This window comes from Hymenobacter cheonanensis, assembly GCF_030581075.1.
GTDB lineage: Bacteria > Bacteroidota > Bacteroidia > Cytophagales > Hymenobacteraceae > Hymenobacter.
Window position 1 is genome coordinate 272824 of the sequence record NZ_JAUQSW010000004.1, and the last position, 17534, is coordinate 290357.

General features: G+C 62.3%; 17 protein-coding genes. 11 read left to right on the forward strand and 6 right to left on the reverse strand.

Features of this window, described 5'->3' with window-relative positions; translation table 11 throughout:
* Nucleotides 1–210: 210 nt before the first annotated feature.
* Nucleotides 211–546 carry a hypothetical protein gene (locus Q5H89_RS09970; RefSeq protein WP_305019158.1) on the reverse strand — a complete coding sequence of 112 codons (336 nt, stop codon included), beginning with the start codon at nucleotides 544–546 and terminating at the stop codon, nucleotides 211–213.
* A 353-nt stretch (nucleotides 547–899) separates the two neighbouring features.
* Here Q5H89_RS09970 and Q5H89_RS09975 point away from each other — a divergent pair, with 353 nt between their 5' ends.
* A complete protein-coding gene (locus tag Q5H89_RS09975) occupies nucleotides 900–1319 on the forward strand; it encodes a hypothetical protein (RefSeq protein ID WP_305019159.1) in 420 nt (139 codons plus the stop codon).
* A 94-nt stretch (nucleotides 1320–1413) separates the two neighbouring features.
* On the opposite strand, the gene Q5H89_RS09980 is transcribed toward Q5H89_RS09975, so the two are convergent.
* On the reverse strand, nucleotides 1414–3879 hold the full coding sequence (locus Q5H89_RS09980) for a M4 family metallopeptidase (RefSeq protein ID WP_305019160.1): 2466 nt from the start codon (nucleotides 3877–3879) through the stop codon (nucleotides 1414–1416).
* A gap of 592 nt (nucleotides 3880–4471) precedes the next feature.
* On the opposite strand from Q5H89_RS09980, the gene Q5H89_RS09985 reads away from it, so the two are divergent.
* From Q5H89_RS09985 to Q5H89_RS10020, 8 genes are all read left to right on the forward strand, one after another.
* Nucleotides 4472–5014, forward strand: a complete 543-nt coding sequence (locus Q5H89_RS09985; protein ID WP_305019161.1) for a YMGG-like glycine zipper-containing protein — start codon at nucleotides 4472–4474, stop codon at nucleotides 5012–5014.
* Nucleotides 5015–5106: 92 nt separating this feature from the next.
* Complete coding sequence (locus Q5H89_RS09990) at nucleotides 5107–5580, forward strand: YybH family protein (RefSeq protein WP_305019162.1); 474 nt, start codon at nucleotides 5107–5109, stop codon at nucleotides 5578–5580.
* 100 nt (nucleotides 5581–5680) lie between these two features.
* Nucleotides 5681–6313: a hypothetical protein gene (locus Q5H89_RS09995; RefSeq protein WP_305019163.1), complete on the forward strand. Its 633-nt coding sequence runs from the start codon at nucleotides 5681–5683 to the stop codon at nucleotides 6311–6313.
* Nucleotides 6314–6332: 19 nt separating this feature from the next.
* A complete protein-coding gene (locus Q5H89_RS10000) occupies nucleotides 6333–7283 on the forward strand; it encodes an MBL fold metallo-hydrolase (RefSeq protein WP_305019164.1) in 951 nt (316 codons plus the stop codon).
* Nucleotides 7284–7572: 289 nt separating this feature from the next.
* Nucleotides 7573–9468 (forward strand): sensor histidine kinase, encoded by a 1896-nt coding sequence (locus Q5H89_RS10005; protein ID WP_305019165.1) that lies wholly within the window; start codon nucleotides 7573–7575, stop codon nucleotides 9466–9468.
* 26 nt (nucleotides 9469–9494) lie between these two features.
* Nucleotides 9495–10253 carry a hypothetical protein gene (locus Q5H89_RS10010; RefSeq protein WP_305019166.1) on the forward strand — a complete coding sequence of 253 codons (759 nt, stop codon included), beginning with the start codon at nucleotides 9495–9497 and terminating at the stop codon, nucleotides 10251–10253.
* Entirely contained in the window at nucleotides 10246–12360 is a 2115-nt protein-coding gene (locus Q5H89_RS10015; protein ID WP_369810652.1) for a glycoside hydrolase family 97 protein, read from the forward strand. Before Q5H89_RS10010 ends, Q5H89_RS10015 begins: the two co-directional genes overlap by 8 nt.
* Nucleotides 12361–12819: a hypothetical protein gene (locus Q5H89_RS10020; protein WP_305019167.1), complete on the forward strand. Its 459-nt coding sequence runs from the start codon at nucleotides 12361–12363 to the stop codon at nucleotides 12817–12819.
* 104 nt (nucleotides 12820–12923) lie between these two features.
* On the opposite strand, the gene Q5H89_RS10025 is transcribed toward Q5H89_RS10020, so the two are convergent.
* Nucleotides 12924–14018, reverse strand: a complete 1095-nt coding sequence (locus Q5H89_RS10025) for a glycoside hydrolase family 53 protein (RefSeq protein WP_305019168.1) — start codon at nucleotides 14016–14018, stop codon at nucleotides 12924–12926.
* 525 nt (nucleotides 14019–14543) lie between these two features.
* Here Q5H89_RS10025 and Q5H89_RS10030 point away from each other — a divergent pair.
* Nucleotides 14544–15050 carry a nuclear transport factor 2 family protein gene (locus tag Q5H89_RS10030; RefSeq protein WP_305019169.1) on the forward strand — a complete coding sequence of 169 codons (507 nt, stop codon included), beginning with the start codon at nucleotides 14544–14546 and terminating at the stop codon, nucleotides 15048–15050.
* A gap of 72 nt (nucleotides 15051–15122) precedes the next feature.
* Here the strand turns inward: Q5H89_RS10030 and Q5H89_RS10035 are convergent, their stop codons facing one another.
* Entirely contained in the window at nucleotides 15123–15425 is a 303-nt protein-coding gene (locus tag Q5H89_RS10035) for an aldo/keto reductase (RefSeq protein WP_305019170.1), read from the reverse strand.
* Nucleotides 15413–15973: an aldo/keto reductase gene (locus Q5H89_RS10040; RefSeq protein ID WP_305019171.1), complete on the reverse strand. Its 561-nt coding sequence runs from the start codon at nucleotides 15971–15973 to the stop codon at nucleotides 15413–15415. Before Q5H89_RS10040 ends, Q5H89_RS10035 begins: the two co-directional genes overlap by 13 nt.
* Before the next feature lie 640 nt (nucleotides 15974–16613).
* Here Q5H89_RS10040 and Q5H89_RS10045 point away from each other — a divergent pair.
* On the forward strand, nucleotides 16614–17189 hold the full coding sequence (locus Q5H89_RS10045) for a dihydrofolate reductase family protein (RefSeq protein ID WP_305019172.1): 576 nt from the start codon (nucleotides 16614–16616) through the stop codon (nucleotides 17187–17189).
* Between the two features lie 155 nt (nucleotides 17190–17344).
* Here the strand turns inward: Q5H89_RS10045 and Q5H89_RS10050 are convergent, their stop codons facing one another.
* Nucleotides 17345–17500: a hypothetical protein gene (locus Q5H89_RS10050; protein ID WP_305019173.1), complete on the reverse strand. Its 156-nt coding sequence runs from the start codon at nucleotides 17498–17500 to the stop codon at nucleotides 17345–17347.
* Nucleotides 17501–17534: the final 34 nt, after the last annotated feature.

The following is a 17534-nucleotide window of genomic DNA, read 5'->3' on the forward strand; positions in this document are numbered from 1 at the left end:
GCGAGCCACGTAGCTAGCTGCTCGCATTTATCAGAAGCCAGCAGGCTCCTGGTGTAGGCCTTGGCGCCGGGCCAGCGGCGGCTCTGGCTACATGGGCACGCCCGGCGCTGCCACGGCCCCACCCAGCGCAGCCGGCTGGGCGCCGCCAAAGCCGGGCGCCAAAAAAACGAGCCGGCCGGCTCGTTCCTTACTGCCTTGAGTGCCAGAGCGCTAGTTGGCGCCGGTGCCGTTGGTGGTGCCGCTGGCGCCGGTGCCGCCCGTGGTGGGGGTGCCGGTGGTACCCGTGGGGCTGCCGCTCATGGTGCCGCCCGTGGTGGAGGTGCCGGGGCTGCTGCCGTTCATGGTGCCGCTGGCCGGGGCGCCCATTGTGCCGCCCGAGCCCGTCGAGTCGGGCATGCCGCCTACTTTGCTCGCCGCCGAGTCGGTGCCCAGGGTGCTGCTAGGGGTGTTGGTAGAAGTGTCGGTGCCGTTGCCGCCGCAGCTGCCCAGCAGCAGGCCGCCGAGCATAAGGGCCGCTAGGGCGCGGCCGGAAAAGGAATGTCGCATACAAAAAAGGGCGTAGGTGAAAAGCTAACTAATTGGTATACGGCGGGTCAGTAGAATAGGCTGGCCAAGACACACCTACTCTTCTGCTATCGAGCTAGCCCACTGGCGGCCCTGGCACGGCCCGCGCCGCTTGCTCTGGTGCAAGGCCGCCCGCAGGCAGCGCCCGCCGCTGAGGTTGGGATGGGCCCAACCGGCCCGGCTCGCGTTTCTGCCCGCTGGCCCCTGCTGGCCCACGCTCGCGCCGCCTGGCCGGATGGGCCGGCCGGTAATTTCTGGCGCAATTGCCCGGCCGGGCGGGCGACGCGACGCGGGCACTGTAGCTTTGTAGGTTCGCTTATTCTCACTGGGTATATATGACATCCCGCGCATTGGAAAAACTCTACTTCGAAAGTGCCGCCGGCCGGCTCTATTATAATGCCGCCGGCTACGTGCGCCTGGCCTGGGCACCCGGCCGCCTGTCGCTCGCCGCTATTCAGGCCTACTACGAGCAGGTGCTGGCCCTGCTCATCAGCACGGGCAGCCACCGCATTTTGTCCGAGCACGGGCAGCGGGCGCCCCTGCCGGTTGAGGCCCAGCAGTGGCTCACTACCAATTGGATACCGCGTGCGCAGTCGCTGGCCCGCACCCGGCACTGCGCCATTGTGGAGGGGGCCAACCCCCTGCACCGCCTCTCTACCCAGTCGGTGGTGAGCGCGGCGCCCAGCGATTTTACGTTCAAGCGCTTCGATACCATTCAGGAAGCCGAAGCCTGGCTGGCCGGTGTGGCCCAATAACGGAATTGTGCAGCTGGCCGGCTAGGGCAGCATACGCAAAAAAGCCCGGCCAATCGGCCGGGCTTTTTGGTTGATAAACAGACGCTAGCCGTGCTTATTGCTTCACGAAGCGCTGCACGAAGGTGTGCTGGCCGTCGCTGGCGCGCAGCAGGTAGAGGCCGCCGGCCAGGCCCGACACGTCGAGCTGGCCATTGCCCTGGTAGCGGGCGGCCGATACGGCCGCGCCGCGGGCGTCGAGTACTTCCACCTTAGTGAGGGTGGCATTCGAGCTAAGCGACAGCGTGAGCGTGGTAAGCGCCGGGTTGGGGTAGAGGCTCAGCACGGCATCGGCGCTGAGGCTGGCCGTGGCCGGGCCGGCCAGCGAGGCTACGGCCGGGGCCGCAATGGTGCCGCCCGTCACGCTGATGCTGTAGTCCTCGGTTTCGCCGTAGCTGTAGCTGCCGCAGGCGGTGGTGGCCGAGTTGTCGCTCATTACCACGCGCAGGCGGGTTGTGCCGTTTTTGGCGGTGGTGGGTACCGTCCAGGTGCTGGTGACGTTGCCGGCAGTGGCGGCTACCGAGCCATAGTCCATGCGCTCGGCGCTCTCGAAGGTCCCGTTCTGGTTCCAGTCCACGTAAATGCCCCAGTACTCGGTGTAGGCCGAGCCGGTGAAGCCAGCGCTCAGGGTCATGGTCTGGCTCGAGCCGGCCGCTACGCTGGTGCTCAGGGCCGTGCCATCGTAATAGCCACCATCGGCGCCGCTGCTGCGGTTGATGCTGCCAAGCTGCACCAGGTCAATGTACTCATACGCCACGCTGCTGCCCTTGCTGGTGCAGTACGTAACGGTAGCCGGCGGAGTAGTGGTGCCGCCGCCGCTGTAAGCCGCGCCGATGCCCACGGCTGCCCAGGCGTTGGTTACCGACTGCGTCTGGGTCGAGGTAGCGCCAAACAGGTCGGTAGCCGCCTGAATGGAGTAGGTACGGGCGTTGGCGTAGGTCGAGCTGGCCGTCATGTACACGCTTTCCATGCGGAAAGTGATTTTGGCAGCGTCGGTGAGGCCAATGCCCGTCACGGCGAAGGCTGCGCCCTTCTCGTTGGTGCCGCTTTTGCCGGCGCTGATGAGGTAGTACCAGTAGTTGAGCACGCCTGAGTTGGTGTGCACGCCGCCGTTGTCGGCGGTGCCGGTATACCAGTTGGTGCCTTTGTAGTAAGCCGGCTGGCCGTAAGTGCCGGGGCTGCTCATCGAGCGCAGGGCGCCGCCGGCCTTCATGATTTCCTCGCCAATGAGGTAGGTCGACTTGCCGGTGAGGGTATATTTATCCACCGTGTACTTCTCCACGCTAGCCCCCCAGATGTCGGAGAGGCCCTCGTTCATGGCGCCCGACTCGTTGGAATACGTCAGGTTGGCGGTTTTTTCGCACACCGCGTGGCCGATTTCGTGGCCGCACACGTCGAGGGCCGTCAGGGGCTTGAAGGTGCTGGCGCCGTCGCCGTAAGTCATTACCGAGCCGTTCCAGTAGGCATTTTCGTAGCCCACGCCGTCGCCGGGCGTGTCGTCGAAGTGCACGTAGCTCTTGATTTTAGCGCCCGCGTTGTCGTAGCTGTTGCGCCCAAAAACGCCCTTCCAATAATCATAGGTGCTTTGCGCGCCGAAGTGCGCATCGCCGGCCACGTTGTCGTAGTTGGCGTTGTTGTACTCCGTCCAGCTGTTGTCGGCATCAATGAAGTCGGTGGCCGACGTGTAGCTGCTGCCCTTCTTGCAGTTGTAGGTTTCGATGCCCAGGCCGCGGGTGTACTCGCGCAGGTGGTAGCCGCCGGTAGCAGTTTCATCGGCCAGCGAGCGGTTGCCGCTGTAGGCGGTGGCAAAAGTGGCCGTGGCGGCCGTAGCCGTAGTATTATGGGTGCCCTTGGTGCTGCGCGTGCTGTGCTTGATGATGTCATCCTTGAGCACAATTTCGCCCGAGTGGGCATCTACGTAGATGTAGGCGCGGCTCACCGGCTGCTCGGCATACACGTTAAGTTTCCAGGCCAGCACCAGGGGGCCGGTTTCGGCATTCTGGCGGGCGTCGCGCACCAGCACCAGCTCGCCCTGCGGCTTGTAGGTGGCGGCGGGGTCGCTTTCCATCACCTTTAGGCCGGCTTCCTCGCGGGCATCCTGCCACATGTATTTTTTGGCGCCTACAAAGGCCATCGCCCGGGCCAGGGCCGCGTCGGCGCTCAGCGAGGGCGTCACGTTGGCCACTTCTATCTTTTCGAAGTCGCCGCTCAGCGTCTCAATCTGGCCGCCGCGCGAGTGGGCCGTGTACGTGGCGTGCTCCACCTTCACGCCTTTGTAAAACTGCTCGAACTTCTGGTGGCTGAAGCCGAGCTGGTCAGTTTCGGTGCGGGCGGGCTTCAGCTGGTCGTTGGTGCCTAGCGCCAGCTGCTGGCGCAATACCAACTCGCCATCGGCGGCGCGGGAGGCGGCGCGGCCGGCCGGCGTAAACTGGATGAGGGTGGGCTGGCCGTCGCGGCCAAGTTCTTTCTTGGCAACGCGGCCATCTTGCGCGCTAGCCAGGTGAGGGAGGGTTGCGGCGGACATGGCAAGCCAGGCCACTGCGTGGTACTTGTGGAACATAGAACGTTGGTTTGGTAAAAAGAGAGAGTGTAAAATTGCCCGAAGGCGGCGCAAGATAGAGAAACATTTTATATCGCCAAACTTTCACTTTATGAATTTTAAATGAAGTATTGAATGCGATGAGTAGCTTGATTTACACCTTCTTCCTGCAATAGTTTCCATTAATATGAGTTTAAATGCAGTACGACATGATTTTTGGCTGAACCCGGAATAAGCGGTCAGGCCCAAACGATAGGCCCATGTGCCAGCCCCTGGCGGCCGCTCGACGAAATTGGACAATGAGAAGAAGCGATTTTGGGTGAAAAAGCCGAAATTTTGTGGAGGCCAGGGCCGGCGGGCTGGTTGCTGTGCCCGGCAAAAGGCCCGGGGCGGCCTGGCCAGCGCATCCAAAACGCGCTGAAAGCCCGTAGGTACCCACCACCGCTGCCCGGGTTTTTACGCCCAAAGCTTGCCGGCCAGCCCACCCACCGGGCGTAACTAAGGCCGGTACTTGGTCGTTACGGCACGGTGCTTGTTTACTGGCCAGGCATCCAGTTGATTTTAGCTTTCTTTCGCCATGAAAAATCTTCGCGTTTTCTTCAGTCTTTTCCTATTAGCGGCCATTCTGGGTAGCACGTTCACTGTGCAGGCGCAGCGCCGCTTTAGCCCGCAGGCCAAAGGCGCCGTTATCGGCGCTGGTGGCGGGGCCATTTTGGGCGCCGTTATCAATAAGCGCAACCGCAAAGTAGGCGGCCTCATCGGGGGCCTGGCCGGTGCCGGCGCTGGCTACGCTGTGGGTAAGCACATCGACAATCGCCAGAAAAAGCGGGCCGCCGCTATTGCGGCCGTAGAGCGGCAGGAAGCTTACCGCGCCGCGGCCAACCGCCGCGCCTACCTGGCTAGCCGCCCCACCACCGTTACTACCCGCGAAACAGTGGTGCGGGGCTACACGCCCTCGGCTACTACGGCGGTTGCCGCCGGCGCCACCGCCCTCACGGCCGCCTCGGTAATGCCGGGCTACCCGGCTATGGCTACGGCCTCGGCCTACTTGCCCAACCCCGCCCCGGCCGACCCCTCTAACCCCTACGCGGGAACCACGTATCGCCAGCGTAGCTGGTAGCCGCCGCACCCAGCGGCTGCGCAAAAGCCCAGGCCGCCCGGCCTGGGCTTTTGGTTTCTTTCTCCGTTCTTTCTCTCAAACACCTGATTATCATGCGTACTTCCCTGGCCCGCCTTGTGTTGCTAGGTGCCCTGCCGCTGCTGGCGGCGTGCAGCAAATCAGCCGACTCGGCGGCGGCTAGCGCCACTAGTGCCGCCGACCTCGACCGGCAGTTTCTCACTGCCTGGAACAACAAGGACCTCGAAAAAACCCTCAGCTACCTCGCCGACGATGTGCAGTTTTTGCAGGGCAATGCCCACTTCAGCGGCAAGGCCGAGGTGAGCGATAAATGGGTGCGCGCCACCCAAGGCAGCATCAGCAACCTGCGCACCAGCGTGGTGAGCGCCACCAGCACCGACAAGCTGGCCTACGAGGCCGGTACGTTTTCGGTGGATGTGCTGCCGGCCAGCGGCCAGCCGGCCGGCGTGGGTCAGGGCAACTTTTTGCTGCTGTGGAAGCCCGCTGCCGATGGCACCTGGAAGCTGAGCTACGCCCAGCTCGAAGACCTGCCCGTGCTGCGCCGCTAGGCCCGTTAGTCAATTTAACAATGCAAGCCGCTGGCCCCTGGCCAGCGGCTTGCGTATGTACGGGGCCCGCCACTCGGTTGGCGCCGTATTCTTGCCCAGTATGATTTCAACTTTGCACCCCAACCTGCCCGCAGCGGCCGACTTGCAGCGCCTCGGCAAAGCGCTGGCCGCGCTCGACGCCATTAATTCGCCCGACTGGGAGTACCGCTACTACTCGTACAACCCGGAGTGGAGTGAGCAGGAGCAGGTGCTCGAAATGCGCGACGGCGAGGGCGACCAGATGCTGATTTTATTTCGGCCCGAAGGCTGTGTCATCAACGGCTTTCTGCACGAATACGACCAGCCCGACCTCAGGCAGGTGACGCGCGGCCTGCCCGCGGCCTTCGACGACTTTATGTTTGGCGAGCCGGTGGCCTCCATCGGCACCACGTTTTGCCTGTGGTACACGCCGGCCCACGGCTGGCAGCACGGCGTGGTGGAGAACGAGGACGATGGCTCGGAGGAGCTGCTGGAGATTTTTGATAACCAGCCCGCTACCTATGCCGAGTGGGCCAACGAATATTACCTCGATGATACGGACCGCGCTCTGCTTACGCCCGAGGCCGTAGCGGCCGTGTACCACCACGAGCCGCTGACCAAGGAAAAGGTGCTGGCCATCAATGAAGAAACCACCGACTGGACCATGCTCGCCGCCGACTTGCAGGAAATCGGGTATCCCTACAACTTCAGCTAGCGCCGCCGTGGCCCGGGCAATGCGAAAGTGGTGGGTGCTAGCCAGCTGGCTGCTGGCCTGGCCCGCGGGGGCGCAGCCGGCCAGCCCCACCTTTAGCGTGGTGCCGCTGGGGGTGAAGGGCGGCCTGGCCGAAGGCAACCTCTCGGCCTACCTGGTGGCCGCGGCGGGCCGCCCCGATTACATCTGCCTCGACGCGGGCAGCCTGCGGCCGGGTGCGGAAAAGGCCGTGGCGAGCCACGTTTTTGCTACGCCGGTTGAGGAGGTACTGCGGCAGCGCATCAAGGGCTACTGCCTGTCGCACCCGCACCTCGACCACGTGGCGGGCCTGCTGCTCAATGCTCCCGATGATGCCGCCAAGCCAATTTATGGGCTAGCCAGTTGCCTGGCCACCGTGCAGCAGGATTATTTCAACTGGCGCGCCTGGCCCAACTTCGGCAACGGCGGCCCGCCGCCCGCGCTGGGCAAGTACCAGCTGCGGCCCCTGGCGCCCGGCCAGGAAACGGCCCTCGAAAATACGTCGCTCAGCGTGCGGGCTTTTCCACTCAGCCACGGCAGCAACATGCAGAGCACGGCTTTTTTGGTACGCAGCGGGGCTAGCTACCTGTTGTACCTGGGCGACACTGGCGCCGATGAAGTAGAGCATTCGCGTTGCCTGCACAGCCTCTGGCTAGCCGTGTGGCCCCTGGTGCAGGCCCACCAGGTAAAGGCCATTTTCATCGAGGCTTCTTATCCCAATGCGCAACCCACCGCGCAGCTGTTCGGCCACCTCACGCCGGCGCTGCTGCTGCGCGAGCTAGGGGTGCTGGCGCAGCTTGCGGGCCCGGCGGCGGTGCGTGGACTGCCGGTTGTGATTACCCACCTCAAGCCCACGCCTGGCAACGAGGCACTTATCAAAGAGCAGCTGGCGGCCGGTAATACGCTGGGGCTGCGGTTGGTTTTTCCCGAGCAGGGGCGGGCGTTGCAGTTCTGAGGGCGAATGCAATAACTGGGGGAAAACGGGGCTACTCTGCCCAGCCGCTCGCCGTAGCTCTACCGCACCGCTGGGGTCGTTTGGCGGGGAGGCCACGCCCAGCGAACGCCGGATGAAAAGAGCCCGAAAGCGGGAGTGCTGCCCACGCCCCAAGAAGCAAATAACTACTCGCGCCCGGCCCCGGCGCCAGTAAAATACAGTGCCGGGCGTAACGAACCAGCCGCGGGGCGGTAGTCGAGATAGCAGCCGAAAAGCTGCACCTTTGCGTCTCGTTCTTTTCTGCTTGGTCATGCATTTGCGCCGCCAGTTTGCCAGCCTGTTTTTGCTAGCTATGCTTTGCCTGGCTGCCCCTGCGCTGTGGGCGCAGGCGCCCGCGGTGGCTCGCCTCAAAGCCGCTCTGCGCCAACCCATTAGCGAGGTGCCAGTGGCCGATTCGCTGCTAGCCCAGGCGCGGCAGCTGGGCTACGTGCCCGGCCAGATAGTGGCCCTGAGCCGGCTGGCCAGCCTGCGGCTGCAAGCCCAGCAGCCCGGGCAGGCCACGCCGCTGCTGCAAGAGGCCACGCAGCTGGCCGGCCAGCTCACCGAGCTTAGCGAAGAGGGCTGGGCCCTGAATGAAGTGGGGGCGGTGCAGCGGCGGCTGGCGCGCGTGGCGCCCGCCACCCTCCGGGCCTACGACCCCCTGGTGAAGGAGCTAGGGGCGGCGATGCGCCGCAACCGGCCCACGCCGCCCGAAATTCCTTCGCAAGAAGGCTTGGAAGTGCTCAGGGAATTGGGAATCAATCCGGTAGTGCCGAACGGGCCAGCTACCGGCGCTGGCCGGCGCCTGGGCCGCGCTGTGCCGCCGGCGCCCACCCCAAGGCAGGAGGCAGTACCCCAGCCCGGCACTTCAGCCTTCCAGCAATACCTGCGTGCCCAGCTGGCCCAGGTTATCCCAACCGATAAGTGGCTCGATACCCTGCTAGCGGCCAAAAGCAGCTCGCCGCAGGTGGCGCGGCGCCTCGCGGCCAGCCGCCAGGCCCGCGACCGTAGCCAGGCCCTGAGCACCGCCGCCGCCCAACAGGGCAACTACGCCAAGGCGCTGGACTACTTCCGCCAGTACACGGCTTACAAGGACAGCCTCACTGCCGCCGCCACCGCCAACCGGCTCGCCACGCTGGCCTACCGCCAAAACCTGCTCCGCAAAGAAGCCCAGATTCAGCGCCTTACCCAGGCCCGCCTGCTGAGCGAGCAGGAAGCGCAGCGCCAGCGGCAGGCGGTAACGAAGCTGGCCATCAGCTTTGCGCTCCTGGTGGGGCTAGCCGTGGTGCTCATCCGCAGCAACCGCGCCAAGCAGCGCGCCAACCAGCAGCTCAACGCGCAAAAGGAAGCCGTGCAGCAAGCCCTGGCCGACCTCAAAACTGCCCAAACCCAGCTCGTGCAGGCCGAGAAAATGGCCTCGCTGGGCGAACTCACGGCCGGCATCGCCCACGAGATTCAAAACCCGCTCAACTTCGTCACCAATTTCTCCGAAGTGAGCACCGAGCTGCTGGCCGAGCTGGCCGAAGAAGCTGCCCGCCCCACCCGCGACCCCGAGCTGGAGCGCGAGCTGCTGGCCGATGTGCAGGCCAACCTCCAGAAAATCAGCCAGCACGGCCAGCGCGCCTCGTCCATTGTGAAGGGCATGCTGGCCCACAGCCGCGCCAGCACCGGCGAGCGCCAGCCCACCGACCTCAACGCCCTCACCCAGGAGTACCTCCAGCTAGCCTACCACGGCGCCCGCGCCAAAGACAAGGGCTTCGATGCGCGTCTCACCACCTACTTTGCGCCGGGGTTGCCCGCCGTGCCCGTCGTTCCCCAGGATATCAGCCGGGTGCTGCTCAATGTGCTCAGCAACGCCTTTTACGCCGTGCACCAGCGCCAGCGCACGGCCGGCCCCGGCTACCAGCCCGAGGTTCAGGTGCGCACTGAGCGCACGGCTAGCCAGGTCAACATTAAAATTCGCGACAATGGCAGCGGCGTGCCCGAGGCACTTAAGCAAAAGATATTCAACCCCTTCTTCACCACCAAGCCCACCGGCGAGGGCACCGGCCTGGGCCTCTCGCTCAGCTACGACAGCATCACCAAGGGCCACGGCGGTACTTTTACCCTAGCCAGCGAGGAAGGCCAGTTCACGGAAGTGACGATTACGTTGCCGGTGGGGAATTGAGTACAATACACTTAGCTCTAAATACTATGGAACAGCAAATAGTGGTATCCGTTATTAAGCAGCAGCTGAAAAAATTAACTCAATCTTCAACAGTAGGAGAGGTAAGTTCTTTGGTTTTTTTTGATATTAACAAAGAGAAACTTCACTTTATTAAAGAAATTGTATTTAAAGAATTTAGTGAAATAGAATTCAAACTTAAGTCAGCAAGAGCTAGAGAAATAGCGAAGCTTCAGACCTCTTCAAATTGGGTGGGAGAAAAAATAATTGAATTGAGAAGACGATATAATGATTTAGAAGCAAGTCAGTTTATTTCAGAGCACGAAGAAGACTTGAGAAAGGCTGAACAAGATAGAATAGAGCATACGTCAACAGAATTAAAAATCCTGACTGATGAGCTAGAGTTAGTAGAGATTGACCTGAATGAGTACTTTTTGGGTAAAAAACGCTTTGAAGAATTATGTGGAAAAGTCGACTTTTATAGATTAAGACTATTTTTCCGAGATGAACATAATAATGATAGGCATGCTCTTACAGATGAAGAAAGAGAATACGTTAAACTATACTATATTGATAAAAAAATTCGCAATGCAAAATATGTTTTCTGTTACAACATCGACTTGCAAAGCCCAAATTATAATTTCGAATTTTTGTTACATAGTCTTTTTAAATGGGACCGTATAAAATGGTCAACATTTTGTTTTTCAATAACTAAAACGCAGGTTTCTAGTGTTGCAAGCAACTTTGTAAATTCAGAACTCCAATTTAAAAGAATTCAATTTGAATAATTCGGTAATTAGCGGAGCTAAATGGGCATTCCTGCTATTAGCTACTCTCAGCGTTTCCGCTACCCACGCCCAAACCATCCACTCGCCCTCGGGCAAGCTCGCTCTGCGCTTCAGCCTGAGCGCGGCCGGCGAGCCCACCTACCAGCTGAGCTACGGCGCCAAGCCGGTGCTGAAACCCAGCCGGCTAGGGGTGCTGGTGAAGGGCCAGTCCGGCTTTGAGCAGGGCCTGACGGTGACGCGCATCGACAGCAGCCAGCACGACGATACCTGGACGCCGGTGTGGGGCGAAACCAAGACCATTCGCAACCACTACCGCGAGCTAGCCGTGACGGTGCAGCAGGCCACCGCGCCCCGGCGCCAGATGGTGCTGCGCTTCCGGGTGTTCGACGACGGGCTGGGCTTCCGCTACGAGTGGGCGGCGCAGCCGGGCTTCACCTACTTCGTGGTGAGCGGCGAGCGCACCGAGTTCAACCTGCCCGCCGACCACCAGGCGTTCTGGATTCCGGGCGACTACGACTCGAACGAGTACGCCTACACCACCTCGCGGCTGAGCGCCGTGAACACCACGCCCATCAAGCCCATCGAGCTGCCGGCCGCGCCCACGCGGGTGCAAACGCCGCTCATGCTCAAGGCCGATAACGGGCTGTACGTCAATATCCACGAGGCGGCGCTGGTCAATTACCCGGCCATGATGCTGAACGTGGATACCAAAACCTTCGGCCTGGCCAGCCAGCTCGTGCCCGACGCCGTGGGCAACCTCGCCTACCTGCAAGCGCCCGAGCACACGCCCTGGCGCACGGTAGTAGTGGCCGACAACGCGCCCGCCGTGCTAGCCAGCAAGCTCATTCTCAACCTCAACGAGCCCAGCAAAATCGCCGACACGGGCTGGATTAAGCCTCAGAAATTCGTGGGCGTGTGGTGGGAGATGCAAACCGGCAAAGCCACCTGGAACTACGCCGACACCACCAACATCAAGCTGGCTGGCACCGACTGGAACAAGCTCAAACCCAACGGCCGCCACGGTGCCAACACGGCCAACGTGAAGCGCTACATCGACTTTGCCGCCGCGCACCACATCCCCGGCGTGCTGGTCGAGGGCTGGAACGTGGGCTGGGAAGACTGGGTCGGCAACTGGAAGGAAGAGGTGTTCGACTTCGTGACGCCCTACCCCGACTTTGCGGTGGATGAGCTGCGCAATTACGCCGCTGGGAAGGGCGTCAACATCATTATGCACCACGAAACCAGCGGCTCGGTCACCAACTACGAGCGCCGCCAGGAGGATGCCTACAAGTTTATGAACGACCACGGCTACACCTCGGTGAAAACCGGCTACGTGGGCAAAATCATCCCCAGGGGCGAGCACCACGACGGCCAGTGGATGGTGAACCACTACGTGCGTACCGCCCAAAAAACGGCCGCCAGCCGCATTATGGTCGATATGCACGAATCGGTGCGCCCCACTGGGCTGCACCGCACCTACCCCAACTGGCTGGCCTGCGAAGCCGCCCGCGGCAACGAGTTCAACGCCTTCAGCGAGGGCAACCCGCCCGAGCACGAGACGATTCTGCCCTTCACCCGCTTCATGGGCGGGCCCATGGACTACACGCCCGGCATCTTCAAGCTCACCAACTACGAGCCCACCGGCCAGCGCCGCGTGCACACCACCCTAGCCAAGCAGCTGGCCCTGTACGTGACCCTGTACTCGCCCCTGCAAATGGCCGCTGACCTGCCCGAAAACTACAACCAGCACCTCGACGCCTTCAAGTTCATCGAAGACGTGCCCGTGGATTGGGATGACACGCGCATTCTGGCCGCCGAGCCCGGCGACTATCTCACCACCGTGCGCAAGGCCAAGGGCAAAGACGAGTGGTACCTGGGCAGCATCACCGATGAAAACGCCCGCACCCAGCCCATTAAGCTCGATTTCCTCACGCCCGGCCAGCGCTACGAAGCCACCATCTACGCCGACGGCAAAGGCGCCGACTGGCAGAAGAACCCCGCCAGCTATCAGATTACCAAGCAAGTCGTTACCAGCAAGTCGGCCCTCGTGCTGAAGCTGGCGGCGGGCGGCGGCGCGGCCATCAGCTTCAAGCCGGTTGTAAAATAAATGGCTGCTTACGCCTTTGTCACGCCCGAATTTGGGCTGGATGAAACCGGCCTGCACCGGCTGCGCAGCCGGTTTGCGTTCGCACACATTCCGTATGCCGCCATGAGTAGGGTGGAGGTGACGCGCGGCCGGTCGGTGCAAAACTGGTGGCTGCTGCTGGCCTTCGGGCTGGCCTGCCTGGGCGTGGGCCTCTGGACGGCCGTCAGCCTCTACCTCTTCCTGACCTCGCCCAGGCCGGAGGGCCGTGTCGACGTGCGGGCCGTGGCCACGCCCCTCATTCCGACGGTGCTAGGTATGGTAGCCATCTGGCAGGCCCTGCGGGTTGAAGAAATCCTGGTGGTGTACTACGGAAAGCGGAGCCTGGTGCTGCCACTCAGCAACTTAAAAACCGGCAGCGCAGCCGAGCTGCGGCATTACCTCGCCCAGCGCACCGCCGCCGGTAAGCGGCCAGTGAGCTGAAGGCTGGAGTAGCAAGTAAAAAAAGGAGGCCTTAGCGGAGCCTGGCGGGCTAGCCCGCCAGGCTCCGCTAAGGCCTCCTTTTGGTAGGCAACCGGCCTAGTTGGTTACTTCTTTTTAGCTGGTTTGGTGGGCGCGGCCGGGGTGGGCTTGGGCGGGGCCGCATCCAGAAAGGCCTTTAGGGCCGGCGAGGGCTTGCCATCGTCGGCCCAGGCGCTGAGCTGATAGCCGCTCCAGCTTTTGGCACCTTCGGGCTCCCAGTAAAACACGCCCAGGCCCTTGCCCTGAGGCACGGCCCGCACGGCCTGCTGGGTGGCTACGAGCATGTCGTAAGTGTTTTGCACCTGGGTATAATCGTTGCCGACTTCGGCCACCACCACTTCCTTGCCGGGGTAGCGCTGCACCATATCGGCCAGGTTGGCGCGCAGGTTGGCTATGGAAGCCGTGTAGTCCTGCTTGAGCCAGTAGGGATAATACGACATGCCGATGACGTCGAACTTGCCACCGTTGGCCGTAAGCTGGTCGAAGAAATTGCGGTACAGCGCGTTATCGTTGCCCCGGTCGAGGTGCACAATCACCTTGGTGGTGGGGCTCACGGCCTTCACCGCCGCGTAGCCTTTGCTGATGAGCTGGGCTAGCTGCGGAAAGTTTTTGGTGCTGCCCTCGGGCCAGAGCATACCGCCCGGTATTTCATTGCCCACCTGCACCCATTCGGGCGTCACGCCGGCGGCCTTCAGCAGCTGCATGGTGCTGAAAGTGTGGTCGTACACATCGGTAAGCAGCTGCGCGAAGGAGTGGCCGGCCCAGGCGGCGGGCTTGGCCTGCTTGCCCGGGTCGGCCCAGGTATCGCTGTAGTGGAAGTCTATCATCACCCGGAAGCCGCGGTCGGCGGCGCGCTTGGCCATGGCCGCTACTTCGGCGGGGCTGCAATGCCCACTGGCCTTGTCAGCAGAAGGATTGACGAATACCCGCAGCCGTATCGCGTTGATGCCCTGGGCTTTCAGAATCGTGAGGCAGTCCTGGGCCACTCCCTGCTCGTTGTAGAACGTGTAGCCGGTGGCCTCCATTTGCTGGAGCCAGCCTACGTCGGCACCTTTGGCAAAGGTTTGGGCAGTAGCAGTAGGCGCGGCCGCCAGGGTGCTGCCCCAGGCCAGGCCTAGCAGCAGCGCGGCGCGCCGGGGTGCCACGGAGAAGATGTTCATAAGAAGCAGATAAGAAAGAGCCGCAAAGCTAGCCCCGGCGCCAAAAGATGCCGGTAGCCCCGCCTTTGCCCCGGCCGGGCAGCCAGAGTTGGCGTAGCGCCTCTGGCCGCTTCCTAAGGGCTTGCGTGCTGGCGCGCCTTTCGGGCGGCTATGCGCGCTACTCCTCACGGCCGGCCTGGTACCGGCTGACTTAGAGCGTGTTTGGGAGCCGCAAGCCTTTGTGCTCCCAAACTATTTGAATTGTATACTGATTCGTTTGATTAGCATTTTCCGGCCTCGTAGCGTTGCCTGACCTTTGTGGGGCAACACCACCAAGCGCCCCGTGACAAAACTATTGCCTAGCCCGGCCTGCCGGCTGCGAGCGATGCCAGGATGAACCGCAGCGGGCCCGGGCCCCGGCCGCTGACCAGAGTACTTGCCCTAGTCAATGGGGACAAGGGGGAGGGAAGATTCGCCGGCTTCAGTGCGCGCCTTTTGCCCCGTTCTCCACTGCCTCACCAATAGCCACGCAACCCACCCCACCGCATGAAAACGCTATTTCTGGCCTTGGGCCTGCTTCTTACCGGCCTGCCGCCGGCCCATGCGCAGGCCAAGCTACCCGGTGCTGCCGGCGCCGCCTTCACCCAAGAGGAGCAGGAACTCCTGGCCCTCTCGAAAACCAAATGGACCTGGATGGCCGACAAAAACGTCGACGCCTTAAACGGGCTTTTTAAGCAGAGCTGCGTCTTCGTGCACATGGGCGGCAGCTGGGGAAAAGACCAGGAGCTGGGCATCATCAAGGGTGGGATGATTTGGTACAAGAAAGCCGAAGTGTATTCGGCGGCCGTGAACACCTTTGGCAACACCGCCATCCTGCTGAATGACATTGACCTGGTGGCCATGGTCGGCGGCAAGGAAGCTGTTAATCCCTTCATGGTGACGGAGGTGTACCTCAAAGAGGACGGCGAGTGGAAGCTGGGCTCGCTCACGTTCTCGCACCTGGCCCGGCCGCTTAAATTGACTGGCAGCGCCAATCAGCCGCCGCAACACTAACGCCGAGCTGCTTATTGGCCTAGCGGTTAATCATTTGCTGCGCCTGGGCAGAGTAGCGGGTGCCCTGAATTTCTACCTGACTGAGCGCCTGCTCGATGCTGTGCTGGCCTGCTTGGCGGCGGCGATGTGGCCTAGCAGGTCGACCAGCGCCTGGTTGGCCTGCCGGGCTTCGGGCGCAAAGCGCGGCACCGTGTTGCGAAAGTCGGACTTATCAAACTGCGTGCTTTCGTAAATCCTGCCCGTCAGAAACCCCTTGCCCAGCGGGCTAAACGGCACGAAGCCAATGCCTGGCTCGGCCAGGGTGGGCAGCACGCTTTGCTCGGGCTCGCGCCACCAAAGCGAGTACTCGCTTTGCAGGGCCGCTACGGGCTGCACCGCGGGGGCCGTTTGCCGAAGGCAAACGGCCCCCAGGCCTCAATCTGCACGCCGTTGTCGGCCATAAACTGCTGCTCGGCTACCTGCTGGTGGAAGGGGTGGGTTTCTACCTGGTTCACGGCGGGCTTTACCTCGTGCTGCACCAAAAAATCCATGAGGCGGTCGGGGGCAAAATTGCTGCCGCCGATGGCCCTGATGCGGCCAGCCTGGTAAAGCTCCTCCGTAGCGCGCCATGCGCCGTGCACATCGCCAAAAGGCTGGTGAATGAGGTAGAGGTCCAGGTAGGCGAGCCCGAGCTTCTGCATCGACGCCTCAAACGCCTGCCGGGCCCCCGCGTAGCTGGCATCCTGCACCCACAGCTTGGTGGTGATAAACAGCTCCTCGCGGGGCCCGCCGCTGCGCTTAATGGCTTTGCCCACGGCCTCCTCGTTCATATAAGAAGCAGCGGTATCAATCAGCTGGTAGCCCACTTTAATGGCTTCGACGACGCTGGCTTCGCACTCGGCGGGGTCAGGAACCTGGAAAACGCCAAAACCCAGCACGGGCATTTTTACGCCATTATTTAATTCTACGGTCTGTATTTTGTCTTCTCTGAAAAATGATGAGCGGCGTTTATTTGCTAAGTAATTGATAAGTAGGTAATTTTGGCGAGCTTGCGGACTATTGCGCATCCCTGCCCGGCTGAACAAAATGCTGATTTCAGGACCGATACACTCGCTTCAAACTGCTGGATAAAGGTCGGGTAGCGCTACCCGGCCGGAAAACACGAATGAAACGGCTTGGTATAGTATTCAAACATTTTTTAAAGCGGGCCGGTCGTGCTACGGCGGGTTGGTAGCCGGGCTAGGGCTTTGCGGGGGCGCTGCCCGTCCCGAAAAGCAGTGGCGTAAGGCTAGCGCTGCATCCCGGCGCAGCGCGTGCGCTGCTGCGGCTGCTCAGCTACCACCAGCAGCACGCAGCCAACAGCCACGAAACTGCCGGGCCGGGCCCGCCGGAACCCAGCGCGCCGGCCGGTCCGGCTTGCCGGAGCTAATATCGAAAAAAGGCTCGGGAGCTGCTCGGCGCCGGCAGTACTTCCATTGCCAGCGCCGATAGCCAGCGTTGCGCGCCGGCAGCGCTGGCCCTAATTGACCCTCCGTAGTAGGTGCCATCCATCTTGCCCTGGCCAGTAATTTAGCTGCTTACCACATGAGAAAAATCAGAATCATAGAACACGTCTCGCTGGATGGCGTGCTGCAGCACGAAAACGGCGACGGCTTCGCGCACGGCAACTGGACGACTCCCTACCGAACCCCGGCGGGGCTAGCGGCCGTCGTTGAGGCCTATGGCAGTAGCTTCGACTTGCTGCTGGGCCGCCGCACCTACGATGCCTGGGCCGGCTTCTGGCCGCAGGCCGGGGATAGCCCAATGGCAAATAACCTGAATGCGGCCACCAAGTACGTTGCCACCCACCGGCCCGACGGCCTCGACTGGGGCCCGGTCGCGGACCTGGGCGCGGATGTTTTCGCCGGTATTCGCGCGCTCAAGGCCACGGACGGCCCGGACCTCATCGTCTGCGGCAGCTCCACGCTCACGTCCGTGCTGCTCGGGCAGGGGCTGGCCGAGGAGGTGGTGCTGCTGGTCTACCCGGTTTTGCTAGGCCGGGGCAAGCGCTTGTTTGCAGACCAGGCCGAACCGTGCGAGCTTGCCTTCGTCAGCTCACAGGCGACGTCCACGGGCGTGCTCCTCAACACGTACCGGCACGTGGGCGCGCTGCGGCCCTGAGGTGGTCTACTACCGCAGAATGAATTTGCCAGCGGGCAGCAAGAGCAGGCAAAGTACGTGCATCAGGTCGGGGCTACTATGGAAAGGCCGCGTTGCTGCAGGTCCGCCCTCCGTGCTCACCACTTCCACCGGCCGGTTCAGCCCCGTCAGCCGCGTTATTTTTTGAGGTAGCGGCTCATAAACTGATTGGCCAACACCGGCAGCAGCCGGGCCCCGTCATGCTGCCGCTCGGGTGTGGCCTGGCGGCCCAGGGTTTCGGCCGCCCGCCGGCTCAGGTACACGCTCACCGTGGCCCGCGCCTTGGGTTGCACTTAATGCTTCCTGGTACCCAGCGCCGGGGCCAAT